The 17921-nt window shown below is 63.3% G+C and carries 18 protein-coding genes; 12 read left to right on the top strand and 6 right to left on the bottom strand.

Annotated features, from left to right (window positions below):
* Positions 1-117: 117 nt before the first annotated feature.
* The gene (locus MC269_RS14235) at positions 118-1644 is read left to right on the top strand and encodes an FAD-dependent oxidoreductase (protein ID WP_239952798.1); all 1527 of its coding nucleotides are present in this window, start codon (positions 118-120) and stop codon (positions 1642-1644) included.
* Positions 1645-1679: 35 nt separating this feature from the next.
* Here MC269_RS14235 and proC read toward each other — a convergent pair whose 3' ends face one another.
* Complete coding sequence (proC, locus tag MC269_RS14230) at positions 1680-2492, bottom strand: pyrroline-5-carboxylate reductase (RefSeq protein ID WP_239952797.1); 813 nt, start codon at positions 2490-2492, stop codon at positions 1680-1682.
* Between the two features lie 88 nt (positions 2493-2580).
* Here proC and MC269_RS14225 point away from each other — a divergent pair, with 88 nt between their 5' ends.
* The 3 genes from MC269_RS14225 to MC269_RS14215 are packed head-to-tail and all read left to right on the top strand — an operon-like array spanning position 2581 to position 4002.
* Positions 2581-3090 carry a hypothetical protein gene (locus tag MC269_RS14225; RefSeq protein WP_239952796.1) on the top strand — a complete coding sequence of 170 codons (510 nt, stop codon included), beginning with the start codon at positions 2581-2583 and terminating at the stop codon, positions 3088-3090.
* Between the two features lie 9 nt (positions 3091-3099).
* A complete protein-coding gene (locus MC269_RS14220) occupies positions 3100-3543 on the top strand; it encodes a DUF421 domain-containing protein (RefSeq protein ID WP_081139243.1) in 444 nt (147 codons plus the stop codon).
* A gap of 9 nt (positions 3544-3552) precedes the next feature.
* The gene (locus MC269_RS14215; RefSeq protein ID WP_081139246.1) at positions 3553-4002 is read left to right on the top strand and encodes a YaiI/YqxD family protein; all 450 of its coding nucleotides are present in this window, start codon (positions 3553-3555) and stop codon (positions 4000-4002) included.
* Between the two features lie 2 nt (positions 4003-4004).
* Here MC269_RS14215 and MC269_RS14210 read toward each other — a convergent pair whose 3' ends face one another.
* A complete protein-coding gene (locus tag MC269_RS14210) occupies positions 4005-4706 on the bottom strand; it encodes a DUF2076 domain-containing protein (RefSeq protein ID WP_239952795.1) in 702 nt (233 codons plus the stop codon).
* A 280-nt stretch (positions 4707-4986) separates the two neighbouring features.
* Between MC269_RS14210 and aroL the strand changes: the two genes are divergently transcribed.
* The 7 genes from aroL (at position 4987) to ppnP (ending at position 10599) form a co-directional block, all read left to right on the top strand.
* On the top strand, positions 4987-5511 hold the full coding sequence (gene aroL / locus MC269_RS14205; protein WP_081139252.1) for a shikimate kinase AroL: 525 nt from the start codon (positions 4987-4989) through the stop codon (positions 5509-5511).
* Between the two features lie 123 nt (positions 5512-5634).
* Positions 5635-5826: a YaiA family protein gene (locus tag MC269_RS14200; protein ID WP_033752762.1), complete on the top strand. Its 192-nt coding sequence runs from the start codon at positions 5635-5637 to the stop codon at positions 5824-5826.
* A 270-nt stretch (positions 5827-6096) separates the two neighbouring features.
* The gene (locus MC269_RS14195; protein ID WP_081139255.1) at positions 6097-6858 is read left to right on the top strand and encodes an IclR family transcriptional regulator; all 762 of its coding nucleotides are present in this window, start codon (positions 6097-6099) and stop codon (positions 6856-6858) included.
* 166 nt (positions 6859-7024) lie between these two features.
* A complete protein-coding gene (locus MC269_RS14190; protein WP_239952794.1) occupies positions 7025-8581 on the top strand; it encodes an OPT/YSL family transporter in 1557 nt (518 codons plus the stop codon).
* 12 nt (positions 8582-8593) lie between these two features.
* On the top strand, positions 8594-9523 hold the full coding sequence (locus tag MC269_RS14185) for a DUF1177 domain-containing protein (RefSeq protein ID WP_239952793.1): 930 nt from the start codon (positions 8594-8596) through the stop codon (positions 9521-9523).
* Positions 9524-9525: 2 nt separating this feature from the next.
* Positions 9526-10203: an AroM family protein gene (locus tag MC269_RS14180; protein WP_081139264.1), complete on the top strand. Its 678-nt coding sequence runs from the start codon at positions 9526-9528 to the stop codon at positions 10201-10203.
* 105 nt (positions 10204-10308) lie between these two features.
* Complete coding sequence (ppnP, locus tag MC269_RS14175; RefSeq protein WP_239952792.1) at positions 10309-10599, top strand: pyrimidine/purine nucleoside phosphorylase; 291 nt, start codon at positions 10309-10311, stop codon at positions 10597-10599.
* A 55-nt stretch (positions 10600-10654) separates the two neighbouring features.
* On the opposite strand, the gene rdgC is transcribed toward ppnP, so the two are convergent.
* The gene (gene rdgC, locus MC269_RS14170; protein ID WP_081139269.1) at positions 10655-11566 is read right to left on the bottom strand and encodes a recombination-associated protein RdgC; all 912 of its coding nucleotides are present in this window, start codon (positions 11564-11566) and stop codon (positions 10655-10657) included.
* 145 nt (positions 11567-11711) lie between these two features.
* Here rdgC and mak point away from each other — a divergent pair, with 145 nt between their 5' ends.
* Positions 11712-12623, top strand: a complete 912-nt coding sequence (gene mak, locus MC269_RS14165; protein WP_239952791.1) for a fructokinase — start codon at positions 11712-11714, stop codon at positions 12621-12623.
* Positions 12624-12633: 10 nt separating this feature from the next.
* On the opposite strand, the gene MC269_RS14160 is transcribed toward mak, so the two are convergent.
* The 3 genes from MC269_RS14160 to sbcD are packed head-to-tail and all read right to left on the bottom strand — an operon-like array spanning position 12634 to position 17878.
* A complete protein-coding gene (locus tag MC269_RS14160) occupies positions 12634-12999 on the bottom strand; it encodes a cell envelope biogenesis protein TolA (protein ID WP_239952790.1) in 366 nt (121 codons plus the stop codon).
* Positions 12999-16682, bottom strand: coding sequence for an AAA family ATPase (locus tag MC269_RS14155; protein WP_239952789.1), 3684 nt, complete (start codon positions 16680-16682; stop codon positions 12999-13001). The genes MC269_RS14160 and MC269_RS14155 overlap by 1 nt, the downstream gene beginning before the upstream one ends.
* Positions 16679-17878 carry an exonuclease subunit SbcD gene (gene sbcD / locus MC269_RS14150; RefSeq protein WP_239952788.1) on the bottom strand — a complete coding sequence of 400 codons (1200 nt, stop codon included), beginning with the start codon at positions 17876-17878 and terminating at the stop codon, positions 16679-16681. The genes MC269_RS14155 and sbcD overlap by 4 nt, the downstream gene beginning before the upstream one ends.
* Positions 17879-17921 lie beyond the last annotated feature (43 nt).

The raw sequence follows: 17921 nt of genomic DNA, 5'->3' as shown, positions 1-17921 counted from the left end.
CTGCATTTCTGCTTTTCAGACGCAGGGTTCCGCTTTCCTTTGCCACACTTACTCTTTGTAGGGGTTTGCGCCTGCTCAGCTTGCGCATGTCAATAACGACCAACAAGGAGCCGCGTCATGAACTATCAGCCTGTTATCGCCTTAAACGATCTGCCCGATCGCCAGCCCACCAAAACCAAAATAGCCGACACTGAGATCCTGCTGGTGCGCGACGGGGAAAAGGTGCGCGCGTATCAGGCCAAATGTCCCCATGCGGGCGCGCCACTGGAGCAGGGCGCCCTGTGCGGCGATAAGCTGGTTTGTCCCTGGCACAAAGCGGTGTTCGCGCTGGAGGATGGCCATATGTGCGAACCGCTGGCGCTGGCCGATCTGAAGCAGTATCCGCTGCGCGTCGAGAATGGCATCGTGCAGGTCAACCCAAAAGCGATGTCATCTGCGACGCCCATCGGCAGCGGCGGCGAGGCGCCGGTCTATGCGGTGCTGGGCGGCGGCGCGGCAGGCAGCGCGGCAATCTGGACGCTGCGTCGTGAAGGCTTTAAAGGCAGGGTGGTGCTGGTGGAGCGCGAGCCGGAAGCACCCTACGACCGCACCGCACTGACGAAATTCGTGCCCGCCGGCAAGATGGATATCAAGGATGTGCCGCGCATCCTGAAAGAGGATATCCTGCAGCATGTCGACCGCGTGCAGGGCGAGGTGTCGCGTCTCGATACGCGCGAGCAGCGCATCCACTTCGCCGACGGCGAATCGCTGTTTTATGACAAGCTGCTGATCGCCTCCGGCGGCGCGCCGCAGCGTCCCGAGCTGCCCGGCAGCGATCTGGCGGGCGTGCACCTGCTGCGCTCGCTGAAGCAGGCGGACGACCTGCTGAAAGAGGTCGATCAGAGCCAGCAGCTGGTGATTATTGGCAACAGCTTTATCGGCATGGAGATGGCTTCCGCGCTGCGCAACCGCGACGTCGAGGTGACGGTGGTGGCGCGTCATCCGCTGCCCTTCGCGCGCCAGTTTGGCGAGCAGATAGGCCGCTATTTCCGCGATCTGCACGGCAGCAACGGCGTGCGCTTTGTCGATGGCGATCCGGCGGCGCTGGAAGGAGAGCATCACGTAACCTCGCTGCGTATGCAGGACGGCCAGCGTCTGAAAGCGGATGTGGTGCTGCTGGCGACCGGCATTCAGCCCGCCACTGGATTTATTCACGACCTGTCGCTGTGTGAGGATGGCAGCCTGCTCGCCGACAGCCAGCTGCGGGTCAGGGAGAACGTCTGGATCGCCGGGGATATTGCCAGCTACCTGACGCCGCAGGGACCGCTGCGCATCGAGCACTATCGCGTGGCGCATCAGCAGGGGCGCATTGCCGCCTTTAACATGCTCGACAAGCGCATGATGTACGACCGCGTGCCCTTTTTCTGGACCACCCATTTCGGCACGCGCTATGAGTATCTCGGCCATGCGGAAACGTGGGATGAGTACCGCTTAATCGGCTCGCTGGAGGAGAAAAAGTTTATTGCGCTCTATGGTCAGCAGGGCAAGCTGGCGGCGGTCTTCTCCTGCGGCATGTATACCCTGACGGCGGCGCTGGTGCTGGAGATGCAGCAGCCGATGACGATGGGGCAGGCGCTGGCGCGGGCAGAGAGCGGCCAGGCGTAGCGAGAGCGGGCGGAGCCTGGGCTCCGCCGCGCGCGTTACTTCTTGCTCAGCGCTTCGGACTTCGCCATGCACTGCTGCATCGCCTCGATCACCGCGGCGCGGAAGCCTTTCTCTTCCAGCACTTTGACCGCTTCGATGGTGGTGCCGCCGGGCGAACAGACCATATCCTTCAGCTCGCCGGGGTGTTTGCCGGTCTCCAGCACCATCTGCGCCGAGCCTTTCACCGCCTGCGCGGCGAACTGATAGGCCTGCGCGCGCGGCATGCCGCCGAGCACCGCGGCGTCCGCCATCGCTTCGATAAACATAAACACGTAGGCGGGCGCGGAGCCGCTGACGCCGACCACCGAGTGGATCAGATATTCGCTTACCACCGCCGCTTTGCCGAAGCTTTCAAAGATGGTCACCACCTCGTCGATCTCCGGCTGCTCGACCAGCGCGTTTGGCGTGACCGAGGTCATGCCCTCGTTAACCAGCGCCGGCGTATTCGGCATTACGCGCACGATTTTACGGTCGTGGCCCAGCGCCGTCGCCAGCGAGTCGAGCGTCACGCCGGCGGCGATGGACACCACCAGCGCCTCTTTTTTCAGCTGGTTCGCCAGATCTTTCAGCACTTTCAGGATCACGTTGGGTTTGACCGCGCCGAACAGGATATCTACCTCGCGCGCCAGCGCCTCGGCGCTTTCGGCGGCGTGGATGCCGTACTCGCGCGCCAGCGCCTCGTTGGCCTCCGCTTTGCGGTCAAATACCCAGATGTTCGCGGGTGCCACCTGGCCGCTTTTCACCAGTCCGCCGATAATGGCTTTGGCCATATTGCCGCCGCCGACAAACCCAATTTTCTTCTCCAGCATCGCCGTATCCTTTAAGAAAGTTCGAAAATCTTAACGCGTTAGCTTACTTCAGCCAGGATTAATAACAAGTCAGCGAAGAGGAACCTGCATGGAGGACAATGAAAATCAGAGCCGGCACTATCCGGTGAAAGAGAATATGCGATGGCAACGGATTGAGTGGCGCATTCAGCACGCCGGTTTTGCGCTGCTGCTGCTGATCGTCCTCGCCGGCGCGGCGGGGCTGTTTTCCAAGGGCTGGCTGAGCAATCAAAGCGTCACCAGTCCGGACAGGCGGCTGAGCGTCGACTACGAGCGCTTTGGCCGGCGCGAAAGCAATATGGATATGACGCTGCGGCTAAAACAGCTGCGCGGCGATTCGTACCAGCTTCAGCTGCGCGGCCCGCAGCTGGACAATATTCAGCTGCAAACGCTGCAGCCGCAGCCGGACGAGGCCTGGAGCACTGGCGACAGCCTGATGCTGCGCTGGCACCGGCGCGCCGATCAGCAGGAGGCGACGGTCTGGATCGGCACCCAGCCGCAGGATTTCGGCCGCTATCGCGTCACCGTCACGCTGGACGACGCCTCAAGCGTGCGCTTTAGCCAGTTTGTTTACCCTTAGGAGATCGACATGGAAACGGTTTTGCGCGCAGCCAGCATGTATCTGCTGTTAATGGTGGTGTTTAAAATCGCCGGACGCCGCACGCTGATGGAGATGACCTCGTTCGACCTGATCCTGCTGCTGATTATCAGCGAGGCGACGCAGCAGGCGCTGCTGGGGGATGACTTCTCCGTGACCGGCGCCGGGCTGACCATCGTTACGCTGATCGTGATCGATATTCTGTTCGGGGTGATGAAAACCCGCTTTCCGCGCATGGAGCGGCTGATCGACGGCTCTTCGCTGATTCTGGTGGAAGAGGGAAAACTGCTGCGCCAGCGGGCGAAGCGCGCCGGCATTGACGAAGAGGATATTCTGCAAAGCGCGCGCAGCACGCAGGGTCTGGAGCGGCTGGACCAAATAAAGTTTGCCATTCTGGAGAAGACCGGCAAGATCTCCATCATTCCCAAAGAGTAAGGAAAGAACATGGTTATCTGGGTTGATGCCGACGCCTGTCCCAACGTCATTAAAGAAGTGCTCTACCGCGCGGCGGACCGCACCCAAACGCAGGTGACCTTCGTCGCCAACCAGTCGCTGCGCGTGCCGCCGTCGCCCTGGCTGAAAACCCTGCGCGTGCCCGCCGGATTCGACGTGGCGGATAACGAAATCGTGAAGCGGGTAGAGGAGGGGGATCTGGTGATCACCGCTGATATTCCGCTGGCGGCGGAAGTGCTGGAGAAAGGCGGCGCGGCGCTTAATCCGCGCGGCGAGCGCTATTCGCCCGCCACCATTCGCGAAAAGCTCACTATGCGCGACTTTATGGACACCATGCGCGCCAGCGGCGTGCAGACAGGCGGTCCGGCGGCCATGAGCCCGCGAGACCGCCAGCAGTTTGCCAACGCGCTCGACAGCTGGCTGACGCAGCGTCGACGCTGAACTCAGACGAAGCTGTCGTCGTCGTCGTTGAAGTCGTTAAAGCTGTCGTTGCCGAGATCGTTGAAGTCGTTGTTGTCCGCGTAGTTGTTGTCCCACCCGTTGTTCTGGTCCAGGAAACCGCTGCCGCCGCTGTTAAAGGTGTCGAGATTGTCATCCACCTGCGGCAGCGGCGCGTCGGGCTCGTTGATAATATTGACGATCTCCTCCGGCTGCGAGTGGTGGAACAGGCTGGTGAGCATATCCGCCATCACCACGCCGCCGGCAACGCCGACCGCCGTTTGCAGCGCGCCGCCGAGGAAGCCGGTGCCGCGCGACGGCGCCGCCGGGGCAGTGTTGTACTGCGGCTGCTGCTGTTGCGGCTGCTGGGGGGCGTTGCTCCACGCCGACTGCTGCTGCGGCTGCTGAGGCTGTTGACGCGACCCGCCGCCGAACAGGCTCGACAGGAAGCCGCCGCTGCTCTGCTGTGGCTGCTGTTGCTGCTGCGCCACGCGGTTCTCCAGCTCGGTGATGCGCTCGTTGAGCTTTTTCATCGCGGCTTCCTGAATCAGAATTGCCTGCGCCATATAGTAAGGCGCGCCGGGCTGCTGCTGCAGATGCTCTTTAATCAGCTGTTCCGCCGCCGCGTCACGCGGGCCGGTCTGGCTCTCGGCCTGTTTCAGACGGCTGAACAAACCCTCAATCAGTTGGTGTTCCTGGCTATACATAATGGCTCTCCTGTTGCGATAAATAAGTATATGGGGGCGGGGCGCGACAAAGTAAAATCCGCCAGGTAAGCAAATGTTGCCGCCGCTTGATTTAACGCGATCTGCACGAAATGCGCAGGGTTAACCGGTTAAAAATAAAGGAATTAGCCACTAAAGTCCGAAAAGGATGCGCATTTCTTGCTTCGCGGGTGGAGGCGCCAGCGGTTTCCAGTTATCATGCGTCGCATTAGTAAGCGATACATCGTCTTATCGAGCCTGCAACGGCGGAGGAACTGCCCAGATGTCTCAACCCATTTACCTGATCGGCGCGCGCGGCTGCGGCAAAACCACCGTGGGCGAGGCCTTATCGCGCGCGCTGGGCTACGCCTTTCGCGACACCGATCACCATCTGCAGCTCAGCACGCAGCGCAGCGTGGCGCAGATTGTGGCGGATGAGGGTTGGGACGGTTTTCGCGCGCGCGAAACCGCGTCGCTGAAAGCCGTGACCGCCCCCGCCACGGTGATCGCCACCGGCGGCGGCATGGTGCTGGCGGAGCATAACCGTCGCTTTATGCGCGAGCATGGGCAGGTGATCTGGCTCAGCGCGCCATCGCATATTCTGGCGCAGCGGCTGGAGAGCCAGCCCGAAGCGGCGCAGCGTCCTACGCTGACCGGCCGTCCTATCGCCGAAGAGATGGGCGATATTCTGCGCCAGCGCGCGCACCTCTACCGCGACGCCGCCCATCATGAAGTCAACGCCATGCAGAGCCCGGAGCGGGTGGTTGACGACATCCTGCAGCAGCTTTCGCTGGCGCGCGCCAGCTAGCGGCCGCGCTTTTTCCTCAGAATTCTCCCGCTTTCCCGCCTGGGTTGCGCAGCCTGGCTATACTGATCCTCAGACGGGAATCGTCTCGTCGTGTGGAATACGATCAGCCAGGAGGGATTGAATATGCCGACCAGACCACCTTATCCACGTGAAGCGCGCGTCGTCACCGTCGAAAAAGGGCCGCCGGGCAGCACCGTGACATCATGGGAGTTACGCGCCGATCATCCATCGCCTAATACGTTAATTAGCGAGCATACGTCAGAAGCGGAAGCGCAGGATGCAAAAGTCCGTTATGAAGATGTGGAAAAAGAGTAGGGCGATCTCTCTGGCAAGGACGCCAGCCAGAATTTAATTTACTCTCTGCTGCGATTTGCTGTTATTAACTGCCTCTCGGCAGCGAAGCTGTTATCCATTCTGCTATTTCTCTTATCTCCCCTATAAAATCATTTCTCTCCGCCGCTGCTCCGGTTATTTGACTACGCCACAGGCTCACTGACAAAAATTGACGCTTGACCCATTTTCCCCCGCGCTTTAGTTTTAACCCATCGACGCAGGAACTCAGTTCCATATAGTGAAACTTTCATTATGACCACACTCGAAAACGCCGCCGCGGTGCTTAAGCTGTTTCAGCAAAAAGGCGTGACGCAGGGCAATCCCGGGCTGACGTTTACCGATGTCGTCGAAGCGTTGCGCCTGCCGAAAAGCACCGTGTCGCGTCTGCTGGCCACCATGGAAAGTCAGGGGATGCTGGAGCGCGATGCGGAGAGCCGCTGTTTTCATATCGGACGGGTGCTGCTGTCGGTCGCCGGACACTACCTCTCCGCGCCGCTGGTGGATAGCGCCGCGCCCGCCATGGCGCGGCTGGCGGATCAGACCGGCTGCATCGGCTATATCTCGCGCCTCGACGGACGCGATCTGGTGGTGATGCGCATGTTTCACGGGCGTCACTTTACCCAGCTGGTGACGCCGCCAGGCAGCCGTATGCTCGCCGCCGCCACCTCAACCGGGCGCGTGCTGCTGGCGCAGCTCAGCGAAGAGGAGGTGCGCCAGCGCTATCAGCCTGACTGGCAGCCGTTACCGCCGAACTCGCCGCAAACGCTCGATGCGCTCTGCGCGCAGCTGGCGGCGATCCGCCAGCAGGGCTGGTCGCTGGCGCGTAACGAAACGCTGCCCGGCATCAGTTCGCTGGCCGTCGCGCTGCATAATAAATTTCACGGCGATACGGTGGCGCTCTGCCTCTCGTTTCTCTCGCGAGAGGAGGCACCGGGCTATCCGCCCGCGCTGCTCGACGAATTACGCATCACGGCCCGCGACGTGGCCGAAAAATATGGCGCAACGCCAGACTGAATTCTCTTTTTTATCGGCGCAATACTTTCGCCACACCGGGAAAACACCAGGCCTTCGGGCCTGTTTATTCACACTCACGGACGAAATATAAAAACGACGTAAGCGAGCCTTATTCAGGCTCGCGAAGCGTCATTTCATTTCTACCGGCATTCCTGACGGGGACAGTATGGAGAAGGTTAATCCAGTAAAGCAGGCTGGCGTGGCGATTGTATTAATTGCCCTGTCTGTGGCGGGCGCCATTATTGGCGTGCAGCTTATTACCACTATTGGCGTGACGCCAAACACCTCTATTATCGGCGCGCTATTCGCGATGCTGCTGGCGCGTATTCCGCTGCAGGCCTTTCGCCGCTATCGCTCGATTGAAATTCAGAATCTCGCGCAGACCGCGATCTCTTCCGCTACCTTCGGCGCGGCGAACAGTTTGCTGATGCCGATCGCAGTGCCCTGGGCGCTGGGTCAGCCGCAGCTGGTGCTGCCGATGTTTTGCGGCGTCAGCGCCGCAATGCTGCTGGACGCTTATCTGCTCTACCGCCTGTTCGATACGCGTGTCTTTCCCGCCAGCAACGCCTGGCCGCCGGGCGTGGCCGCCGCCGAGGCGATTAAAGCGGGCGACCGGGGTGGCCGCCAGGCCTGGCTGCTGGCGGCGGGCATCGTCGGCGGCATCGTCGGCTCAATGCTGAAGATCCCGATGTCCGCCTTCGGCACCGCGTTTATCGGCAATATCTGGGCGCTGGGCATGCTGGGCGTCGGCTTTCTGGTGCGCGCCTATGCGCAACCGGTTGCCGGCATCGATATCAACGCGCTCTATCTGCCGCACGGCGTGATGGTCGGTGCGGGTCTGGTGGCGCTGATCCAGGTGGTGATGGTGATCCGCAGCCGCCGCCACGACGAGCAGAAGGTGAGCCGCGGCGGCAGCGAGGTGAAGCGCGCCCTCGGCCTCGGCGGCGTAGGCTACCTGATTATTTCGGCGCTGCTGGCGCTGGCGGGCGGGCTGTGGAGCGAAATGAGCCTGCCGATGCTGCTGCTGTTCGTGCTTTACGCCGCGTTCGCCGCTTTCGTCCATGAGCTGATCGTCGGCATCGCCGCGATGCACTCCGGCTGGTTTCCGGCGTTTGCAGTGGCGCTGATCACCCTGATCGTCGGCATCCTGATTGGCTTTCCACCGCTGGCGCTCTGCCTGCTGTGCGGCTTCACCGCCGCCACCGGGCCCGCCTTCGCCGATATGGGATACGATCTGAAAGCGGGCTTTATTCTGCGCGGCAACGGCGCGGATCTGCAGCAGGAGCTGTGGGGCCGTCGCATCCAGCTGATCGCCGCGATGATCGCCTTTCTGGTCTCTATTCCGGTGGTCTGGTTCGCCCATAACCTCTTCTTTGCGGAAAACCTGCTGCCGCCGGTGGCACGCGTCTACGCAAAAACCATTCAGGCGGGCGCGGAGCCGGGCATCGCCAGCAGCCTGCTGATGTGGGCGATCCCAGGCGCCATTATTCAGCTGATCGGCGGGCCGAAACGCCAGCTCGGCGTGCTGCTCGCCACCGGCCTGCTGATCAATAACGCCATGGCCGGCTGGGCGGTGGTGGTCGGCATTGCGCTGCGCATCGTGATTATCCGCGTATGGGGCGAGCGCGGCCGCTCGCCGATGGAGGTGATGGCGGCGGGCTTTATCGCCGGCGACGCGCTCTATAGCTTCTTTCACTCGCTGTTTGCCAGCGGTAAAAAATAAATAAGGGATCCCATGAGTCTGCAGCAGACGTTACAGGTATTTGAGTTATTCGACAGCGCGCTGGTCGACGGTCAGCAGGTAGTGGATCTGTTTGCCGCTTTCCCCGGCGTCACCGCCAGCGTGAAGCGCGTCAGCGGACCTAAAGGGCGCACCGACTTCGTGCGCATCGATATTCCGGGCGCGCAGGGCAAAGCGGGCGGCGGCAGCGCGCCGACGCTGGGCATTATCGGCCGTCTTGGCGGCATCGGCGCGCGTCCGACGCGCATCGGCATGGTGTCCGACGCCGACGGCGCCGTCGCGGCGGTGACCAGCGCGCTGAAGCTGGCGGTGATGCAGAGCAAAGGCGACGTGCTGGCGGGCGACGTGATCGTCACCACCCATATCTGCCCGGATGCGCCGACGCGCCCGCACGAGCCGGTGGATTTTATGGATTCGCCTATCGACGACGTCACCATGAACGATAATGAGGTGGTGCAGGAGGTGGACGCCATCCTGTCGATCGATACCACCAAAGGCAACCGCATTATCAACCACAAGGGATTTGCGCTGTCGCCTACGGTAAAAGAGGGCTATATCCTGCGCGTGTCGGAAGATCTGCTGCGCATTATGGAGATGACCACCGGCCGTCCGGCGGTGACCTTCCCGATTACCACCCAGGATATTACCCCTTACGGCAACGGCATTTATCACCTCAACAGCATTCTGCAGCCCTCAACCGCCACCGACGTGCCGGTGGTTGGCGTGGCGATCACCGCCGAGTCGGTGGTGCCGGGCTGCGGCACCGGCGCGAGCCACGAAGTGGATATCGCGGCGGCGGCGAAGTTTGCGGTGGAAGTGGCAAAAGAGTTTGGCCGCGAAACCTGCCGTTTCTACGACGCAGACGAGTATGCGCGTCTGCTGACGCTGTACGGCAGCCTGAGTCACCTGCGTAAACGAGACTAACGATGACGAAATCCCTGGTTACCCTGACCATTGGTCAGTCGCCGCGCAGCGATATTATGCCGTTGCTGACCGCTTACCTGCCCGACGAGCAGACCGATCATGTCGGCCTGCTGGATGGGCTGAGCGAGGCGGAGATCGCCGCGCGTTTCGCCCCTGACGAGCAGGACGGCGTGCTGGTGTCGCGTCTGCGCAACGGCACCCAGGTGCGGCTGGCGACGGCGAAGGTTGAGCAGGGGCTGCAGGCAAAAATCAACGCGCTGGAGGCGGAAGGCTACGACACCATCCTGCTGCTGTGCACCGGCGAGTTTGGCGCGCTGACGGCAAAAAGCGCGCTGCTGCTGGAGCCGGACCGCATTATTCCGCCGCTGGTCTCCGCCATTGTGCATGACCATCAGGTCGGCATCGTGGTGCCGGTCGCGGAGCAGATCCAGCAGCAGGCGAATAAGTGGCGCAATCTTCAGCGTCGGCCCTGTTTCGCCGTCGCCAGCCCCTATATTGCCGATAACGAGGCGCTGACCGACGCGGCGCTCTCGCTGCAGGAGCAGGGCGCGGACGTGGTGGTGCTGGACTGCGTCGGCTATAACCAGATGCATCGCGACTTTTTACAGAAGCTGCTCGGCATTCCGGTGCTGCTCTCCAACGTGCTGGTGGCCAAACTGGCCGCCGAACTGATTGTCTGATACCGGCGCGATCACAAACCAGGAGGCGAAGCTGCAATTCGCGTGACAGATCAGCGAGTTCGGCTCTACACTGCCAGCTACCTTAATGTGCTGTGAGGAAGTAACATGCTCAATGTTAGTGAGTATTTTGACGGAAAAGTGAAATCTATCGGTTTCGACAGTGCCAGCACCGGCCGCGCCAGCGTTGGCGTGATGGCGGAAGGCGAATACACCTTTGGCACGGCGCAGCCGGAAGAGATGACGGTAGTGAGCGGATCGCTGAAGGTGCTGCTGCCGGGCGAAACCGAGTGGCAATGGTTTGAAGCGGGCTCGGTGTTCAACGTGCCGGGCCACAGCGAGTTTCATCTGCAGGTGGGCGAGCCGAGTGCCTATCTCTGCCGTTACCTGAAAGACTAAAAAGAACGGGCCGCTAAGCGGCCCGTTGCGTTTCTGGGGATCCGAGCGCGGTTTGTTAACGCTGCGCTTCGCCGCCCAGCGCTTCCACCAGATTGCTGGTCAGCGCGGCGAGTTCGCCGGTCATCAGAATAAAGTCGGCGTCGAAACGCTGGGCGAAATCTTCACGATCGATATCGTCGTTCTGCTCGCGCAGCGTCTCGCTGAACTTCAGGCGCTTCAGCGAGCCGTCGTCCGCCAGCACGAACTGGATGCGCTCCTGCCAGTCGAGCGCCAGTTTGGTCACCTGTTTGCCCGCTTCGATATGGTTGGCGATCTCGTCGCACACCAGATCCTGCTTTTTACAGCGGATCACGCCGCCATCTTCGAGGATCGCCTTCAGCTCCGCTTCGTCCATCAGGGCGAAACCGGCGGGCAGATCGCCAGAGCGTACCCACTCGGTCAGCGTCAGCTCGATCGGCTTCTCCAGCGTCAGCGGCACTACCGGCAGCGAACCCAGGCTCTTGCGCAGCAGCGCCAGCGTGTCTTCCGCTTTTTTCGCGCTGGCGCAGTCGACCACGATCAGATTGTTGACGGTATCGATCCAGACAAAGGTCTGGCTGAGACGGCTAAAGGCGCGCGGCAGCAGGCTGTGCAGCACCTCATCCTTCAGGGAATCTTTCTCGGTTTTCTTCAGCTTGCGGCTCTGTTCCGCCTCCAGCTTGCCGATCTTCGCCTCCAGCGCCTGCTTGACCACCGGCGACGGCAGGATTTTTTCCTCTTTCCGCGCGCAAATCACGATCTGGCCGTTGTTGACGTGGGTCAGCGCGTCGCTGCGGTTGCCCATCGGCGACACCCAGCCGGTTTTACTCATATCCTGGCTGCCGCAGGGCGAAAAGGTGTAAGCCTCAAGCTGTTTTTCCATGTCGTCTGCGGAGAGCGGGATCTCCCGGTTCAGACGATAAACCATCATATTTTTAAACCACAACATCACAATTCCTTACCGGGCGCGCGATCTGGCGCACAAGTCGAGAGGTCAGCGCGCATGATAGCGAAACATCGCAGCGGTTTCATTGCCTTTCCCCGACGCCGCTCCTAATGTATCTCTCACCCTGCTGAATAATGAGGAATAAACCGTGCGTATAGGTATTGATTTGGGCGGCACCAAAGTCGAAGTGATCGCCCTGTCTGACGAGGGACTCGAGCTGTTTCGCCACCGCGTGGATACGCCGCGCGACGATTATGCTGCCACGGTGCAGGCCATTGCCGATCTGGTGCGGCTCGCCGAGGTGAAAACCGGCCAGACCGGCAGCGTCGGCGTCGGCATTCCCGGCACCATTTCGCCTTACGCGCACCGCGTCAAAAACGCCAACTCCACCTGGCTCAACGGCCAGCCGCTGGATCGCGATCTGGCGCAGGCGCTGCAGCGCGAGGTGCGCATCGCCAACGACGCCAACTGCCTGGCGGTTTCCGAGGCGGTGGACGGCGCGGGCGCGGGCCAGCCGCTGGTGTTCGCGGTGATCATCGGCACCGGATCGGGCGCGGGCGTGGCGATCAACGGCGAGGCGCGTATCGGCGGCAACGGCAACGCCGGCGAGTGGGGCCACAACCCGCTGCCGTGGATGGATGAAGAGGAGCTGCGCTACCGCGAAGAGGTGCCGTGCTACTGCGGGCAGAAGGGCTGCATCGAAACCTTTGTCTCCGGCACCGGCTTCGGCATCGACTACCGGCGGCTGAGCGGGCAGGCGCTGAAAGGCGCGGAGATCGCCCGGCTGATCGCGCAGCAGGATCCCATTGCCGAACAGGCGATGCAGCGCTACGAAACCCGGCTGGCGAAGTCGCTGGCGCAGGTGGTGAACCTGCTGGATCCCGATGCGATCGTGCTCGGCGGCGGCATGAGTAATAACGATCGTCTCTATCACACCGTGCCCGCGCTGATGAAGCAGTGGGTATTCGGCGGCGAGTGCGAAACGCCGGTGCTGAAAGCGAAACACGGCGATTCGAGCGGGGTGCGCGGCGCGGCCTGGCTCTGGCCGCTGAAACGTTAAGCCTGGTGCGTCACTGCCGCTGGCCGAAGGCGAATTGCCAGTCTTCCGGCACGCCGACCGGCGGCAGCGGCAGGTTGCGCGCGCTGCTCACCTGCTGCCAGGCGCGCAGGCAGAGCGCCTCGTCGCCTTCAGTGCGCAGCACGCTGTAGCCGCCGTCGGCGCGACGATGCGCGGAGACCAGGCAGCGCTGACTGGGATAACGCGGCGCGACCGTGCTGTTGAAGCTGTCGATCAGCTGCTGCTGCACCGCGTGCAGATAGCGGCACTGCGCGGCGTTGTCGTCGCGGCCGCAGGCCAGATCGCGCGGTGGTTGGGGTTGGCTGCTGCATCCTGCCAGCAGTATGCTGGCGAGCAGCAGCGCCATGCCTGTTTTCATTACGCCTCCTGAGCGCGGGGCAGTTCCAGTTTGCTGTAGCCCAGCCCGTTAATTTTGCGCACCCGGATCTGCACCGGAATACGCTCTTTCATCGCCTCGACGTGGCTGATGACGCCGATAGTTTTGCCGCTGGCGTTAAGCGCATCGAGCGCGTCCAGCGCGGTGTCGAGCGTTTCGGCGTCCAGCGTACCGAAGCCCTCGTCGAGAAACAAAGACTCTATACGGGTTTTCACGCTGACTAAATCTGAAAGCGCCAGCGCCAGCGCCAGACTGACCAGAAAACTTTCGCCGCCGGAGAGGGTGCGCGTATCGCGTGCAGCGTCCGCCTGCCAGGTATCGATCACGTCCAGCTCCAGCGCGTCGCTGGCGCGGCGCTGTAACAAATAGCGGCCGTGCAGCCGATCGAGCTGGCGGTTGGCGAGCGCCACCAGGTGATCCAGCGTCAGCCCCTGCGCGAAGCGGCGGAATTTATCGCCGCTGGCAGAGCCGATCAGATCGTTCAGCTGGCTCCACTGATCCAGCGCCACCTCGTCCTCTTCGATCTGCATCATCAGGCTTTGCTGCTGCTCACGCAGGCGCGCGTCGCTCTGCAGCTGCTGCTGCGCTTCCCCCTGCTGGCGCGCGTTGTCGCGCAGCGCCAGACGCAGCTGCTCAAGCTGCGCCGCCAGCGCGGCAGCGCTCTCGGTCGTCTCTTCGGGCTGGCTGCGCTGATGCGTCGCCCGACGCTGCTCCAGCTGCTGCTGCTGAGCCTGCAGGGCGTGTCGCTGCCGATCGCACTGCTGAAGCCGAGCGCGCAGCGCGCGCGCCTCCTCTTCATCCAGCAGCGCGGCGCGCAGGCTCGCTTCATCGCCGAAGCCGGCGGCGGCCAGCGCAGCGGCTAACTGCTGCTGCGCCGCGTCCAGCCTCTGGCCGAGGGTTTGCCGACGGGCGTCAAGCTCCGCTGCACGACCGGCCAGCTGGCTGAGTGCGCTGTGGGTATTCTGCTGCGCCTCCAGCGCGGCGGCCAGCGCGGCCTCCTGCTGCTGGATCTGCGCCTGCATCTGCCGCCGCGCCGCGGTGACGTCGTCTTCGCCAAACAGCGCCAGCCGCCTGTCGCGCTGCTGCGCCAGCGTCGTTTCGCTTTGCGCGCGCTGCTGCAGCAGCGCGTCAAGCCGCTGGCGCTCGCTCTCCACGCGCTGCTGCAGGCTAACGCACTGCGCCTCGGCGCGCGCCAGCTGCGGCTGCAGCTGGGCAAGCTGCTGCTCGCTCTCATTCCACTGCTGCCAGCGCTGCTGCTGCTGCTGCAGCCAGCCGTCGCGCGTTGCCGCGTCGGGCAGGGCGAGGCCGGCGTCGGCCAGCGCCTGACGCAGCGCATCGCTGCGCAGCCGCCAGTCGCTTTCCTCCTGCGCCAGACGCTGCGTCAGCGTTGTGGCGCGCTCCTGCAGGTTAGCGAGCGTTTGCTGGGCCAGCTGCCGCTGCTGCTGATGCCGCTGCAGCGCCTGCTGATGGCGCAGATGTTCATCTTTCGCCTGCTGGAGTAGACGCGCCGCCGCTTCCTGCTGGCGAACGCGCTGCTGCAGCGTCTGCTCTTCGCGGTTCTGCTGCTGCTGCCAGACGGCCAGCGCCGCGCTGTCGTCTGGGTCGAAGGTGAGCACCAGCTCACGCTGTAGCGCCTGCCACTGCTGGCTGAGCGCGTCAAGCTGCTGGGTTTCCGCCGCCAGTTCGTCGCGCAGCCGCTGCTGCTCGGTCTGCGCCTGTTTCAGCGCCTCGCCGGTTTTGATGCCCTCTTCGCGCAGCGCCTCGACGCGCTGCTCCTGCTCGGCCAGCCGCTGCTGATTCTCGCTCAGCGTCAGCGCGGCGTAGCGCGCGACCGCCGGATGCTGGCAGGAGCCGCACAGCGGGCAGGGCTGCTCCGGCTCGAGGCGCGCGCGCCAGGCGGAAAGATCGGCGATATGCTGCTCCAGCTCGCAGATCTTTTTAATATCGGCAAGGACGCTTTTTTCTCGCGCCCAGGCGGCGCGCAGTGCCTGCAGCGAGGCATCATCCTGCTGCAGACGCTTTTCCAGCGCGGCGAGGCGCTGCTGCCGCGCGCCGATATGCTGCTGCAGCGGCGCCCACTGCGAGGCGAGTACCGCCAGCTGCTGGCGCAGCGGGCGGCTGGCCTCGCTCTGCGCCAGGCTGGCCTGCAGCGCCTGCGGCGGATGCTGCTGCTCCAGATCGGCCAGCGCCTGTTGCGCCGTCTGCAGCGCACCTGCCGCCTGCTGCTCCGCATGGCTCAGCGGCTCGGCCTGCTGCGTCAGTTCGCTCAGCATCGCCTGCTGGCGGCTCAGCGCCTGCTGCTGCTGCTGCTGCGCTTCGCGCAGCGCCGCCAGCGCGCTTTCCCGCTGCGCCAGCTGGGCGAAACGCTCCTGCCACAGCGTCAGCGACGATCCCCACTGCGGCAGCGTGCCCTGATCGGCGCGCCAGCTCTGTAGCCGCGCCAGCGTGACCTGCAGCGCGTCGCGCTGGGCGCTGTCGTTGTGCAGCGCGCGCTCGCTTTGCGTCAGCGTCTGCTGCTGCTGTTCAGCCTCGCGCTGCTGCTGCTGCGCCTGGGCGAGCAGCGCGGCAATCTGCTGATCCAGCGGGATAATCTGTTCCGTCAGCAGCGTCTCCTGCTGCTGCTGCTGGCACAGCGCGGCGTCGCGCGCCGCCTGTAGGGTTTCGCGCTGCTGCTGGTCGCGCTGCGCCTGCTGTTCGGCGGCCAGCTGCTGCTGCGCCAGCTGCTGCTGGGTCTGCTGCAGCTGCTGCTGCTCCTGCAGCAGGCTGTCGCGCTGAAGCAGCCGGTCGCGCAGCTTCTCCGCCGGTTCGCTGCGCGCCAGCCGCTGGCGATCCGTTTCCGCATCGCGCCACGCCTGCTCCGCCGCCGCCAGCGCCGCCTGCGCCGCCTGTATCTCGCTCTCCAGCTGCTGCGCCTGCGTCAGCCACTGATGCTGCTGATGCAGCCTGCCGCTCTGCTGCGTCAGCGCCTGCTCCGCCTCGGTCAGCCCGGCCAGCTGTTGCTGCAGCGCCTCACGCGCGTCGGCGTCGAGCAGCGTCAGGGTGCCGGCGCGGCTGCGCAGGTTATCCAGCGCCAGCCGCGCCGCTTTGTGGCGCTCATAGATGGCGACGGAGATCTGGCCGTAGATTTCGGTGCCGGTCAGCTCCTCCAGCAGTTCGGCCCGTTCGCCCGGCTTTGCGTTGAGAAAGGCGGCGAACTGTCCCTGCGACAGCATCATTGAGCGGGTAAAGCGCTCGAAGTCGAGACCCGACAGCGACTCGATCAGCTTTAATTTGTCGTTAACCTTGTCGGCGAAAATTTTGTCGTCGACGCAGCGCGCCAGCTCGACGCGCGGTGCCTGCAATTTGCCGTCGGCGGCGCCGCGCGCGCGGTTCTGGCTCCAGAAGGCGCGCCAGGCTTCGCCTTTGATCTCGAACTCCACTTCAGCCAGGCATTCGGCGGTGTCGCGCGTCATCAGCCCGTTTTGCGTCTGCGACAGCACGCCGAGGCGCGGCGTCTGGTGATAGAGCGCCAGGCAGATGGCGTCGAGCAGGGTGGTTTTACCTGCACCGGTGGCGCCGGTAATAGCGAACAGGCCGTTGCTGGCGAACGGCTCGCTGCGAAAGTCGATAAACCATTCGCCTTTCAGCGCGTTAAGATTTTTGAAACGCAGCGTGAGAATTTTCATTCGCTCTCCTCCAGCGACGCGAGGGTGGCGCGGAACAGCTCGCTGAGGCGCGCATGCTCCGATTCTTCGATATCCTCCGCCAGCGCGATGCGGCGGGCGAAGACCTCTTCCACCTTCAGCTCGTTCAGGGTTTCGTTTTTCAGCTGCGCCAGGCTGTGCTGACGCTGTTCGCGGCTGCGGCGCAGCAGCAGCACCTCGACCGGCAGGTCGGCAGTTAGCGCCTCGACGCGGCGCTGCAGATCGCTGAGAAACTCCTGGGTGGTGACCTCAATATCGAGCCAGACCGCTTTCTCGCCCTGATGATCGGCGAAAGGCGCCAGCTGCGCTTCAATCTCCGCCAGCGAGCCTTTCAGCATCTTCATCGGCTGAAACAGGGGAACGGGCAGCGGCGTGACGGACTGCAGACCGGCGCTATCCAGCTCCAGCAAAAAGACGCTTTTCTCGCTGCCGAGTTCGTCGAAGCTGAGCGGGATGGGCGAGCCGCTGTAGCGGATATGATCGCTGTTGGCGACGCGCTGGGCGCGATGAATATGGCCGAGCGCCACGTAGTCGACCTCAGGAAACGCCGAGGCGGGAAAGGCGTCGAGGGTGCCGATATAGATATCGCGCACCGAATCGCTTTTGCTGACGCCGACGGTGGTGAGATGGCCGGTGGCGATCACCGGCAGCGCCAGCGGATGGGCGCGCGCCGCGTCGACGCTGCGCTGATAGTGCGCGGCGATCGCCTCCAGCAGGCTGAGCTGTTTTTCGCGGCCCGACTGGCCGGCGCGGCTGCGCAGAATATCGCGCGGCCGCAGATAGGGAATGGCGCACAGCAGCGCGCCCGGTTCGCCGGCGCGATCGCGCAGCAGCAGCAGGTTGTGATCCGCCTGCGGCGTGGTGATCACCTGGGTATTGAGGCAGGCGAGCAGGGCGCGCGACTCGTTAAGGGTCGCCACCGAGTCGTGGTTGCCCGCCAGCACCACCAGCTGACAGCCGGTCGGCTGCAGCGCCACCACGAAGCGGTTGAACAGCTCGCGCGCGTAGCTCGGCGGCGTGCCGCTATCAAACAGATCGCCTGCGACGATCAGCGCGTCGACCTGATGCGCCTCAATACGCGCCAGCAGCCAGTCGAGAAAGGCCTGGTGCTCGGCCGCCCGGCTTTTGTTATAGAAAAACTGACCGAGGTGCCAGTCCGCGGTGTGAATGATGCGCATAAAACTCCCTGACGAATCGGTTTGCCGGACGATTATACCGGCT

The organism is Pantoea sp. Z09 (assembly GCF_022394795.1).
Taxonomy (GTDB): domain Bacteria; phylum Pseudomonadota; class Gammaproteobacteria; order Enterobacterales; family Enterobacteriaceae; genus Pantoea; species Pantoea latae.
This window is presented reverse-complemented; position numbering and strand designations above follow the sequence as displayed.